This window comes from Algibacter luteus (assembly GCF_900141715.1).
Classification (GTDB): Bacteria; Bacteroidota; Bacteroidia; order Flavobacteriales; family Flavobacteriaceae; genus Arenitalea; species Arenitalea lutea.
On record NZ_FQYK01000001.1, the window covers coordinates 762663 to 781470 of the forward strand.

Below are 18808 nucleotides of genomic sequence, written 5' to 3' on the forward strand. Positions count from 1 at the left end.
AACAAAACCCATACCAACAAGTTGATATGGGTTTAATTTTATTAGAAAATACAACTATTTTACAGCTGCTTTCATTAATTCTCGATTCAAACGAGCAATGTTATCTAATGAAATACCTTTTGGGCATTCAATTTCACAGGCACCTGTATTTGTACAGTTTCCGAATCCTTCCAAATCCATTTGCGCCACCATATTTTGAACACGGTCGGCAGCTTCAACTTGCCCTTGAGGCAATAAAGCGTATTGAGATACTTTAGCGCCCACAAATAACATTGCAGAAGAGTTTTTACAAGTAGCAACACAGGCTCCACAACCAATACAAGTGGCAGCATCCATTGCTTCATCAGCATCATGCTTTGAAATAGGAATAGCATTAGCATCTTGTGTATTACCAGATGTATTTACAGAAATATAACCTCCAGCTTGTTGTATACGCTCGAATGATGTTCTGTCAACCACTAAATCTTTTATAACAGGAAACGCGGCTGCTCTAAATGGTTCTATAGTAATGGTATCTCCATCCTTAAACATTCTCATGTGTAATTGGCAGGTTGTTACACCTCTATCTGGACCATGAGCTTCCCCATTGATGTACATAGAACACATACCGCAAATACCTTCACGACAGTCATGATCAAAGGCTACTGGATCATCGCCAGAACCTACCAACTGTTCATTCAAAACATCCATCATTTCAAGGAAAGACATATGCTCAGAAATATCAGTTACTTTATAATCGACCATTTGCCCTTTTGCACTTGAGTCTTTTTGTCTCCAAATTTTAAGTGTTAAATTCATAGCGTCTTTTTTATTTGTAACTTCTTTCTTTTACTTCAATATTTTCATAAACTAGTTCTTCCTTGTGTAGCTTAGCTTCACTAGGTTCACCTACATATTCCCAAGCAGAAACAAACTGAAATTCTTTCATTCTTTTTGCTTCACCTTCTTCTGTTTGGTATTCTTCTCTAAAATGTCCTCCGGCAGATTCTTCTCTAACTAGCGCATCTTTAGCAAACAATTCGCCTAACTCTAAGAAATCTGCAACACGTCCTGCTTTTTCTAATTCAGGATTCATTTCATTTGCATGACCTGTTACCTTAACATCTTTCCAGAATTCTTCACGAATTTCTTTTATTTCTTTAATGGCTTCTTTTAAACCTTTTTCGTTTCTTGACATACCACATTTATCCCACATCACCTTACCTAGTTTCTTGTGAAAGTAGTCAACCGATTTTGATCCTTTATTAGAGATAAAGAAGTCTATTTTATCTTTTACTTCTTTTTCAGCCTCTTCAAACTCTTTAGTATCAGTAGATATTTTTCCTGTGCGAATGTCATCAGCTAAATAATCTCCAATGGTATAAGGCAGAACAAAATAACCATCTGCTAAACCTTGCATTAAAGCAGACGCTCCTAATCTGTTTGCACCATGATCTGAGAAGTTTGCTTCCCCAATACAGTACAATCCTGGAACAGTAGTCATTAAATTATAATCAACCCAAACACCTCCCATAGTATAATGTACTGCTGGGTAAATCATCATTGGTGTTTTGTATGGATTTTGATCTACAATTTTCTCATACATTTGAAATAGGTTTCCGTATTTAGCTTCAACTATAGCTTTACCTAAATCATAAATTTTTTCTTTTGAAGGATTTGAAATATTATGAATTTTAGCTTGCTCAATTCCGTAACGTTGAATGGCATCTGCGAAATCTAAATAAACAGCTTCACCAGTTGCGTTAACACCGAAACCAGCATCACAACGTTCTTTTGCTGCTCTTGAAGCCACATCACGAGGTACCAAGTTTCCAAAGGCTGGATAACGACGCTCTAAGTAGTAATCTCTTTCGTCTTCAGATAAATCCGTTGGTTTTTTCTTGCCCTCTCTGATAGCTTTAGCATCTTCTAACTTTGCAGGTACCCAAATACGTCCGTCGTTACGCAATGATTCAGACATCAACGTTAATTTAGACTGATAATCTCCTGAACGTGGAATACACGTCGGGTGAATTTGAGTGTAGCAAGGATTCGCAAAATACGCTCCTTTTTTATGTATTTTCCAAGCAGCAGTAACATTACTACCCATTGCATTTGTTGATAAGAAATATACGTTACCATAACCTCCTGTTGCAACTACCACGGCATGTGCTGAATGGCGCTCAATTTCGCCAGTTATTAAATTTCTAGCTATAATACCTCTCGCTTTTCCATCAACTTTAACAACATCTAGCATCTCGTGACGGTTGAACATTTCAATCTTTCCACGTGCTATTTGACGATTCATTGCTGAATATGCACCAAGTAATAATTGTTGGCCGGTTTGACCTTTTGCATAAAATGTTCTTGATACTAAAACGCCACCAAACGAACGGTTATCTAATAATCCGCCGTAATCTCTAGCAAAAGGAACACCTTGAGCCACACATTGGTCGATAATATTGGTAGACACTTCAGCTAAACGATAAACGTTAGCTTCACGAGAACGATAATCGCCACCTTTTACAGTATCATAAAATAATCTATATGTTGAATCACCATCACCTTGATAGTTCTTAGCAGCATTAATTCCACCTTGAGCAGCAATTGAATGCGCTCTTCTTGGAGAATCTTGATAAGCAAATGCTTTTACATTATATCCTAATTCCGCTAAGGTTGCAGCGGCAGAACCTCCTGCTAAACCTGTTCCTACAACAATAATATCGATATGACGTTTGTTAGCTGGATTTACTAGGTTAATGTGATTTTTATAATCTGTCCATTTATCTTGAATTGGACCCTTTGGTACTTTTGAATCTAAAGCCATACTATTTCAGATTAATGGTTAAAATGATGATAAAGTGCAATAAAAATAAATCCTAAAGGAATTAATATTGAATAGGCTTTTCCTATATTTTGAAGTGTTTTCTTTCTTCCTGCTGTTGCTCCCATAGATTGGAAAGCAGAAGTAAACCCATGTAGCAAGTGCAATGCTAAAAACACAAAGGCTAGCACATAAGCACCTACCCTAATTGGACTTACAAATTTATGTGTCAATTCTTCGTAATAACGAAAACCTTCAACTCCTTCAATTGTTCCTGACCAATCGCCTTTTATGAATTTTGTATTGATTTCAGGAAACCAAAAATCAATAAAGTGTAGCACAATAAAAGCAAGTATTGCAACACCGCTATAAATCATGTTTCTACTCATCCAAGTTGAATTTGCAGCTCCATTGTTTTTAACATAAGCTACGTTTCTAGCTTTTTTATTTTTAATTTCCAACACAAAGCCCATTATAAAATGAAATACAACACCAAAAATTAAAACGGGTTGTAATGCAAATTGAATCAACGGATTTGTTCCCATAAAATGAGAAACTTCGTTGAAAAGATCAGGATTTAAAACTGATAAAATGTTAATTGCAAAATGCTGTAGTAAGAAAAACATGAGGAAGAATGCCGAAAGTGCCATAGCTACTTTTCTCCCAACTGAAGATTTAAAAAATCCGCCCATATTTGTTAAGTTAGTTATTTATTACAAATGTAGGTTAGGAACATGTTTTAGCCAAATAAGAGCGCATAGTTTTTGCTATTTAGAATCGTTTTAAAAAACTCGTTATAAAACACAAAAAGACACCCAATTTAACGAGTGCCTTTTTACTTGAATACAACCTAAAATTCTATTCTAAAACTATCTTTTTTGTAATAAAAGCCGCATCTGAATAAATATTTAAAAAATATACGCCCTTGGCTATGTTGCTTAAATCAATTTCGTTTCTTTTAGATGATTCTTCTAAATGGTAGTTTGAAATTAATCTACCGTTAACATCATACAAATTTGCGCCTTCAATCATAGCACTACCATTGGTATTAATATACAATTGTCCTTTAGTAGGGTTTGGATATAGACTAATACCTTTTGTCAATATATCTTCTTCCACCCCTAGCGCACAGCCTCCTGAATAATCGGTCATTAATTGTGCATCACAAACTGAAACACTCGTGCTTCTATCTTGAATCATTGAAGCCAGCGTAATATTATCACTGCTTAAAGCCCGTAACGATTCGCCTCTTGCAATAGCATAATGCATGACATTATTTGTATTAATGATATGATCTAATTGACGACAATGCCCTAACTCATGCAGTGCAACGCTTTCAAAATCGAATTCTGTTACTCCGGGTGTTTCTGTTAAAAAATTCCAATCGGCTTCATCATCAAATACGATATCGAATTCTCTTATATACCATTCTAAAGAAGGCACCCCATTAATTACAACATCGCAGGCTGAATAATAAGAAGTTCTAAGCCCAAGAACGGTGTCTGGCAAATCTTCGTTAGGAACCGTACTCGTGCTACTATCAAAAGTAATAGTGTTTTTATCATCTAAAACAGCCTTGTGTTGTGCACCTGCTTCTGTAACCAAATCTGTTTCATTTAACAACCAGTTTATTTCAGTCTCGCATCTCCATGTATCCAATGCTTTTTTGAATGTTTCTTTGGCTTCAGGAACTTGAGCAAACTCAGAAGACATTTGCCAGGTATAACCTCCGCTTCCATTACCATTTACTAATTGCGTTGGGTATGCAACGTAAACACCAGAATTTAAATGATCTGTAATGATGTTGGCTTGCGCATAAGTAATTGTTAAGTCGTTATTAGTGGTCATTGCAGTTCCATCATTATGAATAACTTTAACTTTTCCCGTTCCAGCTTCAGAAGGCACTTCAACTGTAATTAAGGTATCTGTCCAAGTTAAAATCTGTGTGCCTAAAGCGTTAACAAAACTTGCTCCGGCATTATCGGCATTATAAAAACTTACATTGCCTTTGATTGTTCCAAAGTTTGTGCCTGTAATAGTTAAAACCGATTGAGTTCCTGCTGATGTTTCAGTAGGTGAAAAGCTTACAATGGCTAGTTGCGTACTAGTCGCATTTTTTTCTGATGTATTTTGTGCTTCAAAGCTTGCCAATTCGATATAATCAGTGTTCGTAAAATTTTTGATTTCTTGATAAAAGTTACTTACAATTCCCTTTTTAGAATTAAAGGAATTCGTGACTATATCATTTTCAATACTATACTTGTAAAACCCCTGTAAAGACCCAAATGGCTTATATTTTTTATTAGTTGTTAAGGTTTTAGATGCCATATCCGAATTATCGCCATATAAAGTAAAAACACCAACATCACCTGCTTTTAATTTTAAACTAGGGCTTACAATTTGGGCATCGTAGCCTACAACACCTCCAGCAGTAATAAGCTCAATAGTACTAAAAGCTTCTCCTTTAAAAACTTTATAAACTTCAATAGTATTAATTGTAAATATGTTTTCATGATTTGCATCCCAACTCGATTGTTTTGAGAGCACCTTACCCTCAATGACTAAAGATGATTTTTCAATTTGTTGTTCTAAGGATACTTCTTTGAGCATTATTTGAGCAAACATGGCTTTTGAAGTTAATAAAACACATAGTAGGTTAAGTAGGTTTCTTTTTCTCATTTTTTAATTTTTTTTTTAATTAGTGAATAAATAATAACAACAAGGGGTAGTTGATATGAAATTTATTTACGGGCAGAAATTGGGTCTAGACTATCTGTAAATGTTAAAATCGATGAAGTGTTTTTTAATGAATTACTTTTAGTACAAATGGTGAAAAATTAACGTGTTTAATCCTACTTTAAGAATTAGAACAAAAAAAAAAGAGACTTTCAAATATATATTTGAAAGCCTCCATTGCAAGTTTATTTTTATACTATTCTAAGACCAGTTTTTTGGTTAGAAAAGCATTATCACCATGAATTATAACAAAGTACACACCCTTGGAGGCATCAATCATGTTAATTCTTTTAGTTTTTGAAGCGTCTGAAACATCAATATCTTTTACTAATCTGCCACTTACATCGAAAATAGCAACCCGCTCAATTTTTGAGGAGGACGAATTTTCTATAAAAAACTCTTGTTTAGCTGGGTTTGGATATAATGTAATGCTCGTTTTTTTACTATTTTCTTCAACACTTAAATTACACGATCCTGCATAATCTGTCATAAGTGGACGGTCTGGTAAGCCACAAATCTTACTAGTTGAACTTCCAGAATGCACCTCATTCCCTGCCAAAATACTATTGGTATCCAAAACAATATTAGACGAGTTATTAGTAATTGAATAATGCATAACGTTACTTGTATTAATAACATGCCCTAATTGATGGCCATGTCCTAATTCATGTAATGCTACGGTTTCAAAATCATACTCTCCAGAATCGAAAACTTCTCCACTTGCACCAAAATACCAACTGGTTCCACTATCAAAAACAATATCTAAATCTGTAACATACCATACAATTTCACCAGTACATACACGACCACTCAAACCTGAATAACAAGTGCCTAAAACACCAGCTTCTAATTCTGCATCATTATCAAATCTAATAACATTTGTAATAGTAGAAATATCATCAACAACAGTTGCAGAGGCGCTAACCTCCCAATTTACTTTTGTTTCACATCGCCAATTGTTAAAGGCTCTCATAAATGCATCTTTTGCTCCAGGCAATTCTGTATCGTCAAAGAAATCGGTAAACATTTCCCAAGTATATCCACCGGTAAACCCATCGGGTAAATCGTCATTATCACCATAATGTTGTGTTCTATTGGATTCATCGCCAGAACCTATATCACCAATACCGTTTAGAAGCGCATAACTCACCGTTAGCGTGGTGGCGGATGTGCTACTAGCACTAGCCGCATCTGTAACACGAACGGCACCAGTACCCGCAAAACTTGGCACTTGTACAGTTATTTGAGTATCTGTCCAAGATAATATATCATTATCTAAAGCATCTAAAAAAGTTGCACCACCATCATCTGCATCTCTAAACCCAACTTTGCCTTGGGTAGCGCCAAATCCGTTACCATTAATCGTTAATACCGATTGTGTCCCAGCCGTAATCGTTGTTGGCGTAAATGATATATCAGCGGGAGGTAATAAACTATTTTTTTGGTTAAGACTTTTTTGTTCTAAAGCCACATCAAACGGAGTCAATGTTATATAATTTTTATTGGTAATCCTTTGTATTTCTTTGTAAAAAGATTGTTGAATTCCTTTTCTTTGACTAAAGGTATTTATAGCCTTATCAGATTGTAAATCGTATTTGTAAAATCCTTGAACTGAGCTATATGTTTTGTATTGATTAAGTTGTGTTTTATTGTTTAATCCTACATTCACATTACTATCATATAAATTAAAAACACCTACATTTCCAATTCTTAGTTTTAAAGCATGCGACACTAAAATAGCTTCTAAACCTACAGTACCACCTTGTGTTAAAACTTCAACAGTTTCGATAGTTTCGCCTTTGAATACTTTGTACACTTCAACCGTATTCGCAGTATAAATTAATTTATGGTCTGCATCCCAAAAAGTCCTTTGAGAAATAACTTTTCCCTCGATAACTAAACTAGAATTTTCAACCTGTTCTTTTAACGATATTTCTCTCAAAGAAACTTGAGCAGCTACAGTAAAAAAACAAGAGAAAAGTGTTAATACTACAAGTGTGAATTTTATTGGTAATTTTACATACATAGTTTTATAAATTGAAATAAAAAAAGAAGAGGGGTTTATCAAATATAGGAAAATATCATTTAAGATTTATTAAGTTTTATTACATTTAAAATTCCTAATATAGAATACATATGAAATATCAACAAATAAATAAATCGCTTTTCGAAACCAATCGAGCAAAATTCACAACTAAAATGAAACCTCATAGTTTAGCTGTTTTTAACTCAAACGACATTTATCCAATAAGCGCTGATAGTACTATGCCTTTCGAACAACATAGAGATATATTTTACCTGAGTGGCGTAGACCAAGAAGAAAGTATTTTAGTACTTTTTCCAGATTGCCCGAAAGAAAAGCACAGAGAGATTTTGTTTTTAAAAGAAACAAACGACCATATTGCTGTATGGGAAGGCGAAAAATTAACGAAGGAAAAAGCGTTTGAAACTAGTGGGATTAAAACTGTTTATTGGTTGCAGGACTTGGGAAAAATTATGTTCGAAATCATGACCCAATGTGATACCGTTTATATAAATACCAACGAACATTATCGTGCCAATGTTGAAACTGAAACGCGTGAAGACCGATTTACAAAATGGCTTAAAAATAAATATCCTGCGCATGCTGTTGCCAAAAGCAATCCTATTTTACAACGATTAAGATCAGTAAAAGAACCCATTGAAATTGACCTTATACAAAAAGCATGCGATATTACAGAAAAAGGTTTTAGAAGAATACTAGAGTTTGTAAAACCAGGTGTTTGGGAATATGAAATTGAAGCTGAATTTATTCATGAATTTTTAAGAAACCGATCTAAAAAATTTGCATACACCCCTATTGTGGCCTCAGGTAATAATGCTAACGTTTTACATTATGTTGAAAACAATCAGCAATGCAAAAGTGGAGATTTAATTTTATTAGACGTTGGTGCAGAATATGCAAATTATTCCAGCGATATGACTCGTACTATTCCAGTATCTGGCCGTTTTTCTGAAAGACAAAAAGCAGTTTACAATGCCGTATTAAAAGTAAAAAACGAAGCTACAAAAATGCTTGTTCCAGGAACCGATTGGGCTCAATATCATGTGGAAGTTGGAAAACTAATGACTTCGGAATTACTCAATTTAAAACTTTTAGACAAAGCTGATGTTCAAAATGAAGATAAAGAATGGCCTGCTTACAAAAAGTATTTTATGCATGGCACGAGTCATCATATGGGTTTAGACACCCATGACTATGGTATTTTAACCGAGCCTATGCAAGCTAATATGGTGTTTACCGTGGAGCCTGGTATTTATATTCCTGATGAAGGCTTTGGTATTAGACTTGAAGATGATGTTGTAATCCAAAAATCAGGAGAACCAAATAATTTAATGAAGGATATCCCCATCGAAGTAGACGAGATTGAATCAATTATGAATGGCTAAAAAAAATAGAAGGGGTTTATATAAACCCCTTCTTGCTATAAACACTAATATTATAATTTACAGAGTGACTAATTCAAATAAATAATTGTTTAGTTTTTGTAGCGTGTTAATTTTATGCTTTGTGTCGATTAATAAAGAAATGTTATTATTACTTCCTCCATAAGAAATCATCCTGATTTTAACATCTTGTAAAATCTGGAACAATTTGTAAGTATCCTGATGGTTAACAACCGAATGCCCCACAAGACAAACAATACTTTGGTTTTTGTCTACCTCAATAGTTGCTATTTTTTCAAGTTCAACTAAAATTTTATCTAGATTTCTGTCGTCATCAATCGTTAATGAAACTGCAACCTCTGATGTGGTAATCATATCTATAGAGGTTTTATAAATTTCAAAAATTTCGAATACTTTTCTTAAGAAACCATGGGCTTGCAACATGCGCGCCGATTTAATTTTTATAGCGGTAATATTATCTTTTGCAGCAATAGCCTTAACCCCGTTAGTTGACGTTTCGTTTGAAATTAATGTACCGTAAGCCTCCGGATTCATGGTGTTTTTTAAACGCACAGGTATATTATCTGCTCTTACAGGAGTAACCGTTTGTGGGTGTAATATTTTGGCGCCAAAATATGCTAACTCCGCAGCTTCTTCAAAAGAAAGGTTTGAAATAGCACTTGTGTTTTCAACATATCTTGGATCGTTATTATGCATTCCATCAATATCTGTCCAAATTTGAACCTCTTCAGCTTTAATTGCAGCACCAATAATAGTTGCTGTATAATCACTTCCACCGCGTTGAAGGTTAGAAATATGCCCTTCGTCATCTAAACAAATAAAACCTTGTGTGATATAAATTTCTGAATCTTCAGCGTTATCAAAAACTGTTTTAAAATTTGATTTTATATAGTCTAAATCTGGTTCTTTAAAACCATCAATACGCATAAAATCTAGAGCAGGCAGTAATGCAGATTTTACACCTTCTTGCTTTAAATAACTATTAAACATATAAGTTGAAAGTAATTCTCCTTGCGCTAAAATTCTATTTTCTAGAGTTTCGGTATATGCCTCATTAGTGCTATTAACCAATAATTCAAAAACACCAGATACATAACTTTTAACGCTGGTATTTAAAGCATGATCAGATAATAAATTATCAATCGTAACAAAATATTTTTCATGCAGCACGTTAATTTTATCAATGGCAGCATTAGGCTGACCAGATTTAATATCTTGAGCTATGGCAACCAATTGATTCGTAGTTCCAGACATGGCTGAAAGCACCACTATTTTTTTCTGCTGGTCGTTAATGATTTGTTTAACATTAAACATGCTTTCAACAGACCCAACAGATGTACCACCAAACTTTAATACTTTCATTTAAAAACCTATTTATTTCGTTCGCTTTTATTAAAAAATGCGTTCTATTTTGTTTATTTTCTGCTACAAAACTATAACTCATTTAGTTAACAACGATGTTTTTTAAAAAAAAGAGTTATTTTTACACAAATTGTTAAATAGTTAACACTTAATAATCAGGCAAATGAAAACGGTTTCCAATTGTGTAGAAGACATTTTAATCTCGCAACCTTATCTAGAAGAAGCCTTATCTAGAAATATTATTAATTTTAGTGCACTCGCCATAGAACTTGTAGAACCCATTAGCGATATGCTCAAGAAGGAGGTCAAACCAGGAGCTATAATGATGGCCTTGAGGCGCTATAACCCTCCAGCAACTTTAGGGAACTCAATTAAGATGAAGCGTGTTATACAAAATCTTGGAGACATCACCGTGCGCTCTAATCTTACCGATTTTACAGTAAAAAACTCTGCAACATTAATTGATAATCACGCTAAAATTTTAGAACGCATAAATAAAGAAGATAAACTTTTTTATGCATTTACACGAGGAATTCACGAGAGTAACATTGTAGTTTCTAATAGTTTGAACGATTTTGTAAAACAGCATCTAAAAAACGAAACTTTCATTGCCGTACAAGAAAATTTATCTGCAATTAGCATTAATCTTCCGCAAGACAACTCTAAAATAGCAGGATTATATTATCACTTCTTTAAACGATTAGCTTGGGAAGGCATTGTTTTATACGAAGTATTATCAACCACCAACGAGTTTACCATTTTAGTTGAAGATGAATTTGTTGATAAAGCTTTTACTGCCATTAAAAAGGTTAAATCTTAGTTTATTTAAATGCATAATTTATCTTTGCTAAAGATAAAATGAACAAGTATTTAACCCACAAAGGCATTAGCGTTTTTTACACAGACCATGGTAGTGGAAACGCTATAGTATTACTTCATGGTTTTTTGGAAAACGCATCCATGTGGGAACCATTCATAAAATCACTTTCTAAAACAAACCGAGTTATTTGTATTGATTTATTGGGCCACGGTAAAACTGGATGTTTGGGTTATGTACATTCCATTGAGCTCATGGCCGAAGCTGTTAATGCGGTTCTTAAACATTTAAAAATCAAACATTCATCTTTTATTGGTCATTCCATGGGTGGCTATGTTACGCTCGCTTTCGCGGAACAATACCCAGATGCAGTAAATGGATTATGTTTAATGAATTCTACGGCAGAAGATGATACCTTAGAAAAAAAAGCAAACAGAGACCGAGCTATTTTGGCCGTAAAACAAAATCATAAAACTTTTATTAGAATAGCAATTACCAACTTGTTCAGGCCAAAGAACAGAACTATATATGCTGAGAAAATAAAAGGTGTTATTCAAGAAGCGCAACTAACGCCCTTGCAAGGTATTGTAGCTGCACTTGAGGGTATGAAAATTCGAAAAAACCGTACTGAACTTTTACGAAAACTACCTTGTAAAAAAATGCTAATTGTTGGAAAAAAAGATCCTGTTTTAGATTACAAAAGTTTAAAAGATCAAACAAAAACCTTAGATGTTGAATGGGTAGAATTTCCAGATGGACACATGAGTCATATTGAAAATAAAGATGAATTCTTACATCGTATCGTGCATTTCATCGAAAAATAATTGCTTTTTATCGAAATATCCAATTTTATTTTTAAATTTATGCACCGAATTTAGAGTAACATGAAAAAACCTACTAACAATCCAAAATTTATTCCGAGCATTTATTGCCGTTTTTTTGGGCATAATTATCAGATTACTAGAAAGGTGACTAATCATGTAAAAGAATACAATTGTAAGCATTGTAAAAATGAGGTAACTACCAATAGCAATGGTAAACTTACAAAGCTTACGCCCATGTTTAAAGAAATAAATAGCATTTTAGAGCAGATACATACTACGAAAACTGATCGTTTAAAGAAAAAATCTTTCGTTTCGTCGATTTATTAACTACTTATGAACATAATAAGTTGGTTTTTAATACTTTTAGCTTTCTCTCTAAAACAAATTAATATGATTAGCACATGAAAAACATTCATTGTATGGTGTTTGGACATGATTACAAAGTAACTCGAAATGTTACATATCATGTAAAAGAATACACTTGTAAAAACTGTAAAAAGGAACTAACTACTAGCAGCAACGGTAACTTAGTAGAATTGACTCCAAAATTTAAAGAAATTAACGACGTTTTAGAACGCATTCACCACAAACGCATTCTTAGAATAAGTAAAAAGCAAAATAAAAACACGCCTAAAGAACCAAGGTTACTTATTGCTTAATCGTTAAAATTTTTCCAACCTTGTGCCTTTATCGGAATGCGTGTATCTGCACGTGTTACTAAATGTACGCCCTCCTTTTCTTCTTTAACATAGCCAATAACAGATAAATTAGGATTTGCTTTTATTTTTGGATAATCATCTTGCGAAATAGTAAAAAGCAATTCATAGTCCTCACCCCCATTTAATGCCACAGTAGTACTGTCTATATTAAACTCCTCACAAGTAGAAATTACTTGAGGATCTAACGGTATTTTTTCTTCATATAAATCGCAACCCACTTTACTCTGTTTACATATATGTATTATTTCAGAAGACAAACCATCACTTACATCAATCATAGATGAAGGTTTAACTCCTAAATCTTTAAACAACTTTATAATATCTTTTCTTGCTTCTGGTTTTAACTGCCTCTCAATGATATAACTATAAGGCTCTAAGTCTGGTTGGTTATTCGGATTTACTTTATAAACTTCTTTTTCGCGTTCTAATATTTGAAGCCCCATATAAGCTGCACCAAAATCTCCGGTTACTACTAATAAATCGTTTGGTTTGGCTCCACTTCTGTAAACGACATCATCGGTTTCAACCTCACCAATTGCCGTAACTGAAATTAATAAACCTTTGGTAGAAGATGTGGTATCACCTCCAACAACATCAATATCATAAATATTTGCAGCTGTCTCAATACCAGCATATAAATCTTCCAAGGCTTCCAATGAAAACCTATTTGAAACCGCAATAGAAACTGTAATTTGTGTTGCTTTAGCATTCATTGCATAAACATCAGACAGATTTACAATTACTGCTTTATATCCTAAATGCTTCAAGGGCATATAACTCAAATCAAAATGCACACCTTCTACCAACAAATCGGTTGTTACTACAATCTTTTTGTTTTCAAAATTTAAAACCGCAGCATCGTCGCCAATACTTTTTACAGTCGACTTCTGTTTTACTTTAAAATTTTTAGTTAAATGATCAATTAATCCAAATTCGCCTAAATCACTTAGCTTTGTTCTCTGTTGATTTTTATCTTCTATCATTTGGCAAAAATAAGAAGCTATTTTTGTTTTTACTATCTTTATACTAAAACTAAATCTATTTAGTTATAATTTCAAAATTTACTATGAAAATTTTACGCCCTATTTATAGCATCTGCTTCATTTGCTTTCTGTTTTTTATTGTTCAATCTTGCGACGACGAACCCGTAGAACTGCCCACTATTGTTGATACAGACAATGATGGCATTGAAGATAGCATAGACAATTGCCCGTTAATTGCCAACCCTAATCAAGAAGACGACGACGACAATGGCGTTGGAAATACATGCGATGATAATGACGATGATGATGACGGTGTTTTAGATGTAGATGACAATTGCCCGTTGGTAGCAAATCCAGATCAAGATGATGATGATAATGATGGTATTGGTAATTTATGTGATGATGATTATGTAGATCCAAATACGCCTGTAGCAAAATGTGAAAACGGATTTGCAGATATTTACCCATGCAATGGCTATGATTTAATTGCAAACATATCCTTATCAACTTTTGGAGCATCAGCCGGAAATGATTGTTGGGGATGGACAGACCAAACTACAGGAAAAGAGTATGCGCTAATGGCAACAAGCCATAACACAGTGTTTATTGATATTAGTAACCCTTACCAGCCTGTATATTTAGGAAATTTACCTACTGCAACTACAACTAGCCCGTGGCGAGATGTAAAAGTATACAAAGATCATGCTTTTATTGTAGCAGACTGTAGTTTTGGCGACCCTACTTGTAATGACGATCACGGGATGCAAGTTTTCGATTTAACAAGATTAAGAAATGTAGCAAACCCACCTGAAACTTTTACAGTTGACACACATTTTACTGAATTTGGAAAAGCCCATAACATCGTCATTAACGAAGATAGTGGTTATGCGTATATAGTTGGCGCGAATAGAAGTTCCACTTACCTTGGGGGCCCGATCTTCATTAATATTTCAAACCCAAAAGCTCCAGTAGCAGAAGGTGGTTTTAAAGAAGGTGGCTATTCGCATGACGCACAAGTGGTAACCTATAATGGCCCTGATGCAGATTACACAGGCAAGGAAATTTTAATTGGAAGTAATGAAAACGAAGTGGTTATTGCAGATGTCTCTGATAAAGCGAATCCAGTAATTATATCAACTATCAGCTATAATAACGTATGGTATGCCCATCAAGGTTGGTTTACTGAAGACATGAAGTACTTTATTCTTGGAGATGAGTTAGATGAAATTAGAGTTGGCACCAACACACGAACCATCGTTTTTGATTTTACAGATTTAGATAATCCAGTATTTCATTTTGATTACCTCGGTCCAACCGAAGCTATAGACCACAACGGATATGTTAAAAATAACACCTATTTCTATGCGAGTTATAGAGCAGGTGTTCGTATGCTAGATATTTCTCAAATAGGCAATAGTTCTTTCACAGAAATTGGATACTTCGACACCTACCCGACTAATAATGCTACCGAGTTTAATGGGGCTTGGAATGTTTATCCGTATTTCTCAAGCGGGAACATTATTATTAGCGATATCGATCGAGGCTTATTCATCATAAGAAAGAGTGATTAACGCCATCCCAAAATGTATATCTATTTAAAGAAGCACATATTCGCCCTAAAAGTTGTTTCGTTATGCTTCTTCTTTTTAAACTGTTCAAAAAAAGACGATAATCAAAATAACATCCCAAAATCTGTCGAAATAGATTTTGTCAAAACTGTTGGTGGCACTCAAAATGAAAGCGGTCAAGCGGTTATAAACACTCGAGATGGTGGCTATGCTATTTTAGGTTATGCGCAAAGTATGGATGGAGATTTGAACAATAAAACCAATACTTCTTTTGATTATTGGGTTCTAAAATTCGACCAAAACGATGCGTTGCAATGGCAAAAAACCTATGGTGGAAGTGATGATGACAGAGGAAACAATATTATCCAAACTACAGATGGCGGTTACGCTATTATTGGTTTTAGTAAAAGTATGGACGGCGATATTTCTGAAAATAATGGCGCTCAAGATTTTTGGGTTTCAAGGATAGATACTAGCGGAAACATACTATGGCAAAAATCATTTGGGTATCTAGGAGCAGATATTGGATTATCCATAATTCAAAGTCATGATGGTGGTTTTCTGCTTACCGGTGTTCTCGATGTTTCTGCCTCGAATGGCGAAGGAAATAGTAAATCATCATTTTATAAAAGACATGCAGGTGGCGATTATTGGGTAATTAAAATAAACGCTTCTGGAGATTTACAATGGAGCAGATATTTTGGTGGCACCTTTACAGACACTCCGTATGATGCTATTCAAACCAGTGATAGTGGGTATATAATTATAGGGTCTTCTGATAGTGGCGACGTTGATATCAGTAATAACAAAGGTACCTATGATTTTTGGGTTTTGAAAATTTCAGAAACTGGAGACCTACTTTGGGATAAGAATTTTGGAGGCTCTCAATCTGAAGAAGCGCGAAGCATTGTTAATACAAACGATGGAAATTTCATTATTGTTGGCGATACTAGAAGTAACGATTTAGACGTTTCAATAAATGCTGGTGCTGCAGATTTGTGGGCCATAAAAATTTCTCCTATCGGTGACCTCATTTGGGAAAAAACCTTTGGTGGAAGTAGTTTCGATGTGGCTAGATCTATATCAAAAACTCAAGATGGTCATTTTATAATTTCTGGAAGTTCAAGAAGTCTCGATGGAGATTTGACCAATAATAATGGGCAGAACGATGCCTGGGTAATTAAAATTGATACTAACGGAAAATTACTTTGGCAAAAATCGGTAGGTGGTTCAGAAATTGATTTTGCTTATGATGCTGTTGAACTCGAAAACCAAAGCATTATTGCTGTTGGAGATTCTAACAGTTCTAATTTTGATATTGAAGAAAACAAAGGGTTTTCAGACTTACTGATTATAAAAATAGTAGAATGAAAAAATTAGTATTCGTTTTTTTAATTTCTTGTTTAACATTTTTATCGTGTAGCGAAGATCAGGATGACAAGATATCTCAAGCCACTATTACCTTAAGTTTTAGTCATCATTGGGACGGAAACTTAGTGTCAAACGCAGATTTTAATACCATTAAATTCACGAATGCATTTGGAACTCAATTGAGTATTGAACGCTTACGCTATCTTATTTCAAAAGTTACTTTCTATAAAACAGATGGAAGCAAAACAGAATTACAAGGCTATAATCTGGTAGATGTAACTAACAACCAAAATTTAACTTTTACATCACCAACACCTATTGAAACCGGGACTTATACTAACGTTTCGTTTACATTTGGCTTTAATAATGAAGATAATGCTGGTAATTATCAAGATTTAAATTCAGCCTCATGGAATGTGCCAGCAGCATTAGGAGGCGGTTATCATTACATGCAATTCGACGGCAAGTTTATAAATACTTCAAATCAAGAACAAGGTTTTAATTATCATGCCATTCGAGCTGCCGAAAACCCAGGAGATAATCCAACATTCCCACAGGATACGTTTTTCGCAGTTGATTTAGGAGCGGTTACGATAACCAACAATACTACCTTTAATATTGAAATGAATATTGCCGAATGGTTCAAAAACCCAAACACCTGGAATTTAAATGAATTAAACCAAATGCTTATGCCAAATGCCGATGCTCAAATTTTGATGTATGAAAACGGTTTGAGCGTGTTTAGTTTAAAGTCTATAAATTAAAACCACATTGTTTTGAGGCTATGGAAACTACATATCATATTAATTCTATTGGCTTGTTTTTCATGCGAAAACGAGTCTGTAGACCAATATGTAGCCACACCATATCAACTTGAAATTCCAAAACTATTTCAAGACAATATATTAGCCCCTGTAATTCCAGTAGATAATCCAATGACTGTTGAGGGCGTTGAATTGGGTAAAAAATTATTCTTCGACCCTATTCTATCTGGCGATAATACCCAATCTTGTGCCGATTGTCATGCCCCCGAAAATGCATTTAGCGATACGCGAAAGTTCAGCGATGGCATAAATGGTGAATTTGGCAACCGCAATACCATGCCACTTTTTAACTTGGCGTGGAATTATGACGAAAAGTTTTTTTGGGATGGAAACACCTTTAGTTTAGAACATCAAGCGTTGGTGCCGGTTGCAGACCCAATTGAAATGAATAGCACTTGGCTCGATGTTGAATTAAAACTTCAACAACATAATGAATATCCTAGCTTATTTGAAGATGCTTTTGGAACCACTAAAATAGATTCGAATTTAGTAACGAAAGCCATAGCCCAATTTGAGCGCACCTTAATTTCTGCAAATTCAAAATTCGATGAATATCTTTTGGGTCAAACCAATTTAACTTCTGAAGAATTGAATGGTTTTAATATTTTTATGGATGAAGCCAGAGGCGATTGTTTTCATTGCCATGGCAGTGATAAAAATCCACTATGGACAGATAATGCATTTCACAACAACGGTTTAGACCAAACGTTTACAGATCTAGGTTTAGGAGCCGTAACAGGAGATCCTGCTGATAACGGCAAATTTAAATCACCTTCATTACGAAACTTAGCCTTTACCGCACCATATATGCATGATGGACGATTTGCAACTCTAGACGATGTGATAAATCATTACAGTGAGGGTCTCAAAAATTCTTCAACAATAGATCCGCTAATGAAAAAAGTAAATCAAGGCGGTGTTCAACTTACTACAGAAGATAAAGCTCACTTAAAAGCCTTTCTGTTATCCCTTTCTGATACTGAATTTGTAGGTGAATAAAGAATTATACTACATAATTGAATGTATTTCATCGAAAAAATACGTTTTTAAACAGTTTTTTATTTGATTTTGTATAAATTGTTCCCTAATAAAGAGTCAATTAATGAGCAAACACATAACATCTAACATGTTCTGTTCGGCCTACGGACATAATTATTTTCGTTTGAAACAAGCAAACGCGAATACTCCAGAACTGATATGCAAGTGCTGCAAAGGCTATTTTAAGTTTGAAAATGACGGCTCTATAACTCCTATTTCTCAAAAAGAAAATAAAAAATCTACTTCGTTTCCTTACAAGAGAAGAACCGCCTAAACCCTTCGAAACATTCAACTTACCAAAAGATTTCTTTCCTTA

At 34.3% G+C, this 18808-nt stretch carries 17 protein-coding genes; 10 read left to right on the forward strand and 7 right to left on the reverse strand.

The features are described from left to right. Positions 1-54: 54 nt before the first annotated feature. The 5 genes from BUA46_RS03250 to BUA46_RS03270 all read right to left on the reverse strand — a co-directional run bounded on the left by BUA46_RS03250 (position 55) and on the right by BUA46_RS03270 (position 7565). Positions 55-798: a succinate dehydrogenase/fumarate reductase iron-sulfur subunit gene (locus BUA46_RS03250; protein WP_019385991.1), complete on the reverse strand. Its 744-nt coding sequence runs from the start codon at positions 796-798 to the stop codon at positions 55-57. Positions 799-808: 10 nt separating this feature from the next. Beyond that, positions 809-2806: a fumarate reductase/succinate dehydrogenase flavoprotein subunit gene (locus tag BUA46_RS03255; RefSeq protein WP_019385990.1), complete on the reverse strand. Its 1998-nt coding sequence runs from the start codon at positions 2804-2806 to the stop codon at positions 809-811. 11 nt (positions 2807-2817) lie between these two features. Further along, positions 2818-3495: a succinate dehydrogenase cytochrome b subunit gene (locus tag BUA46_RS03260; protein ID WP_019385989.1), complete on the reverse strand. Its 678-nt coding sequence runs from the start codon at positions 3493-3495 to the stop codon at positions 2818-2820. A gap of 166 nt (positions 3496-3661) precedes the next feature. Then, entirely contained in the window at positions 3662-5482 is a 1821-nt protein-coding gene (locus tag BUA46_RS03265; RefSeq protein WP_019385988.1) for a T9SS type A sorting domain-containing protein, read from the reverse strand. A 253-nt stretch (positions 5483-5735) separates the two neighbouring features. Beyond that, complete coding sequence (locus tag BUA46_RS03270; protein WP_019385987.1) at positions 5736-7565, reverse strand: T9SS type A sorting domain-containing protein; 1830 nt, start codon at positions 7563-7565, stop codon at positions 5736-5738. A 110-nt stretch (positions 7566-7675) separates the two neighbouring features. Between BUA46_RS03270 and BUA46_RS03275 the strand changes: the two genes are divergently transcribed. Beyond that, on the forward strand, positions 7676-8968 hold the full coding sequence (locus BUA46_RS03275; RefSeq protein WP_019385986.1) for an aminopeptidase P family protein: 1293 nt from the start codon (positions 7676-7678) through the stop codon (positions 8966-8968). A 57-nt stretch (positions 8969-9025) separates the two neighbouring features. Here BUA46_RS03275 and BUA46_RS03280 read toward each other — a convergent pair whose 3' ends face one another. Then, positions 9026-10348, reverse strand: coding sequence for an aspartate kinase (locus tag BUA46_RS03280; RefSeq protein ID WP_019385985.1), 1323 nt, complete (start codon positions 10346-10348; stop codon positions 9026-9028). Positions 10349-10511: 163 nt separating this feature from the next. On the opposite strand from BUA46_RS03280, the gene BUA46_RS03285 reads away from it, so the two are divergent. The 4 genes from BUA46_RS03285 to BUA46_RS03300 all read left to right on the forward strand — a co-directional run bounded on the left by BUA46_RS03285 (position 10512) and on the right by BUA46_RS03300 (position 12648). Next, positions 10512-11168 (forward strand): hypothetical protein, encoded by a 657-nt coding sequence (locus BUA46_RS03285; RefSeq protein ID WP_019385984.1) that lies wholly within the window; start codon positions 10512-10514, stop codon positions 11166-11168. Positions 11169-11206: 38 nt separating this feature from the next. Then, on the forward strand, positions 11207-11989 hold the full coding sequence (locus tag BUA46_RS03290; protein WP_019385983.1) for an alpha/beta fold hydrolase: 783 nt from the start codon (positions 11207-11209) through the stop codon (positions 11987-11989). A gap of 60 nt (positions 11990-12049) precedes the next feature. Continuing rightward, positions 12050-12316, forward strand: a complete 267-nt coding sequence (locus tag BUA46_RS15345; protein ID WP_019385982.1) for a DUF1660 family phage protein — start codon at positions 12050-12052, stop codon at positions 12314-12316. Positions 12317-12390: 74 nt separating this feature from the next. Further along, a complete protein-coding gene (locus BUA46_RS03300; RefSeq protein ID WP_019385980.1) occupies positions 12391-12648 on the forward strand; it encodes a DUF1660 family phage protein in 258 nt (85 codons plus the stop codon). Here the strand turns inward: BUA46_RS03300 and thiL are convergent. Next, the gene (gene thiL / locus BUA46_RS03305) at positions 12645-13691 is read right to left on the reverse strand and encodes a thiamine-phosphate kinase (RefSeq protein ID WP_019385979.1); all 1047 of its coding nucleotides are present in this window, start codon (positions 13689-13691) and stop codon (positions 12645-12647) included. The two genes, BUA46_RS03300 and thiL, sit on opposite strands and share 4 nt — an antisense overlap. Before the next feature lie 83 nt (positions 13692-13774). Between thiL and BUA46_RS03310 the strand changes: the two genes are divergently transcribed. From BUA46_RS03310 to BUA46_RS15020, 5 genes are all read left to right on the forward strand, one after another. Then, entirely contained in the window at positions 13775-15262 is a 1488-nt protein-coding gene (locus BUA46_RS03310) for a choice-of-anchor B family protein (protein WP_019385978.1), read from the forward strand. Between the two features lie 12 nt (positions 15263-15274). Further along, positions 15275-16630 (forward strand): hypothetical protein, encoded by a 1356-nt coding sequence (locus BUA46_RS03315; RefSeq protein ID WP_019385977.1) that lies wholly within the window; start codon positions 15275-15277, stop codon positions 16628-16630. Continuing rightward, positions 16627-17394 carry an MbnP family protein gene (locus BUA46_RS03320; RefSeq protein WP_019385976.1) on the forward strand — a complete coding sequence of 256 codons (768 nt, stop codon included), beginning with the start codon at positions 16627-16629 and terminating at the stop codon, positions 17392-17394. The genes BUA46_RS03315 and BUA46_RS03320 overlap by 4 nt, the downstream gene beginning before the upstream one ends. 12 nt (positions 17395-17406) lie before the next feature. Next, the gene (locus tag BUA46_RS03325) at positions 17407-18453 is read left to right on the forward strand and encodes a cytochrome-c peroxidase (protein WP_143148053.1); all 1047 of its coding nucleotides are present in this window, start codon (positions 17407-17409) and stop codon (positions 18451-18453) included. Between the two features lie 103 nt (positions 18454-18556). Continuing rightward, a complete protein-coding gene (locus tag BUA46_RS15020) occupies positions 18557-18766 on the forward strand; it encodes a hypothetical protein (RefSeq protein WP_143148054.1) in 210 nt (69 codons plus the stop codon). Positions 18767-18808: the final 42 nt, after the last annotated feature.

What these genes read in the sequence shown, in the direction of transcription:
- BUA46_RS03250 (WP_019385991.1), bottom strand. Translation starts at nt 798, where the DNA reads ATGAATTTAACACTTAAAATTTGGAGACAAAAAGACTCAAGTGCAAAA.
- BUA46_RS03255 (WP_019385990.1), bottom strand. Translation starts at nt 2,806, where the DNA reads ATGGCTTTAGATTCAAAAGTACCAAAGGGTCCAATTCAAGATAAATGG.
- BUA46_RS03260 (WP_019385989.1), bottom strand. Translation starts at nt 3,495, where the DNA reads ATGGGCGGATTTTTTAAATCTTCAGTTGGGAGAAAAGTAGCTATGGCA.
- BUA46_RS03265 (WP_019385988.1), bottom strand. Translation starts at nt 5,482, where the DNA reads ATGAGAAAAAGAAACCTACTTAACCTACTATGTGTTTTATTAACTTCA.
- BUA46_RS03270 (WP_019385987.1), bottom strand. Translation starts at nt 7,565, where the DNA reads ATGTATGTAAAATTACCAATAAAATTCACACTTGTAGTATTAACACTT.
- BUA46_RS03275 (WP_019385986.1), top strand. Translation starts at nt 7,676, where the DNA reads ATGAAATATCAACAAATAAATAAATCGCTTTTCGAAACCAATCGAGCA.
- BUA46_RS03280 (WP_019385985.1), bottom strand. Translation starts at nt 10,348, where the DNA reads ATGAAAGTATTAAAGTTTGGTGGTACATCTGTTGGGTCTGTTGAAAGC.
- BUA46_RS03285 (WP_019385984.1), top strand. Translation starts at nt 10,512, where the DNA reads ATGAAAACGGTTTCCAATTGTGTAGAAGACATTTTAATCTCGCAACCT.
- BUA46_RS03290 (WP_019385983.1), top strand. Translation starts at nt 11,207, where the DNA reads ATGAACAAGTATTTAACCCACAAAGGCATTAGCGTTTTTTACACAGAC.
- BUA46_RS15345 (WP_019385982.1), top strand. Translation starts at nt 12,050, where the DNA reads ATGAAAAAACCTACTAACAATCCAAAATTTATTCCGAGCATTTATTGC.
- BUA46_RS03300 (WP_019385980.1), top strand. Translation starts at nt 12,391, where the DNA reads ATGAAAAACATTCATTGTATGGTGTTTGGACATGATTACAAAGTAACT.
- thiL (WP_019385979.1), bottom strand. Translation starts at nt 13,691, where the DNA reads ATGATAGAAGATAAAAATCAACAGAGAACAAAGCTAAGTGATTTAGGC.
- BUA46_RS03310 (WP_019385978.1), top strand. Translation starts at nt 13,775, where the DNA reads ATGAAAATTTTACGCCCTATTTATAGCATCTGCTTCATTTGCTTTCTG.
- BUA46_RS03315 (WP_019385977.1), top strand. Translation starts at nt 15,275, where the DNA reads ATGTATATCTATTTAAAGAAGCACATATTCGCCCTAAAAGTTGTTTCG.
- BUA46_RS03320 (WP_019385976.1), top strand. Translation starts at nt 16,627, where the DNA reads ATGAAAAAATTAGTATTCGTTTTTTTAATTTCTTGTTTAACATTTTTA.
- BUA46_RS15020 (WP_143148054.1), top strand. Translation starts at nt 18,557, where the DNA reads ATGAGCAAACACATAACATCTAACATGTTCTGTTCGGCCTACGGACAT.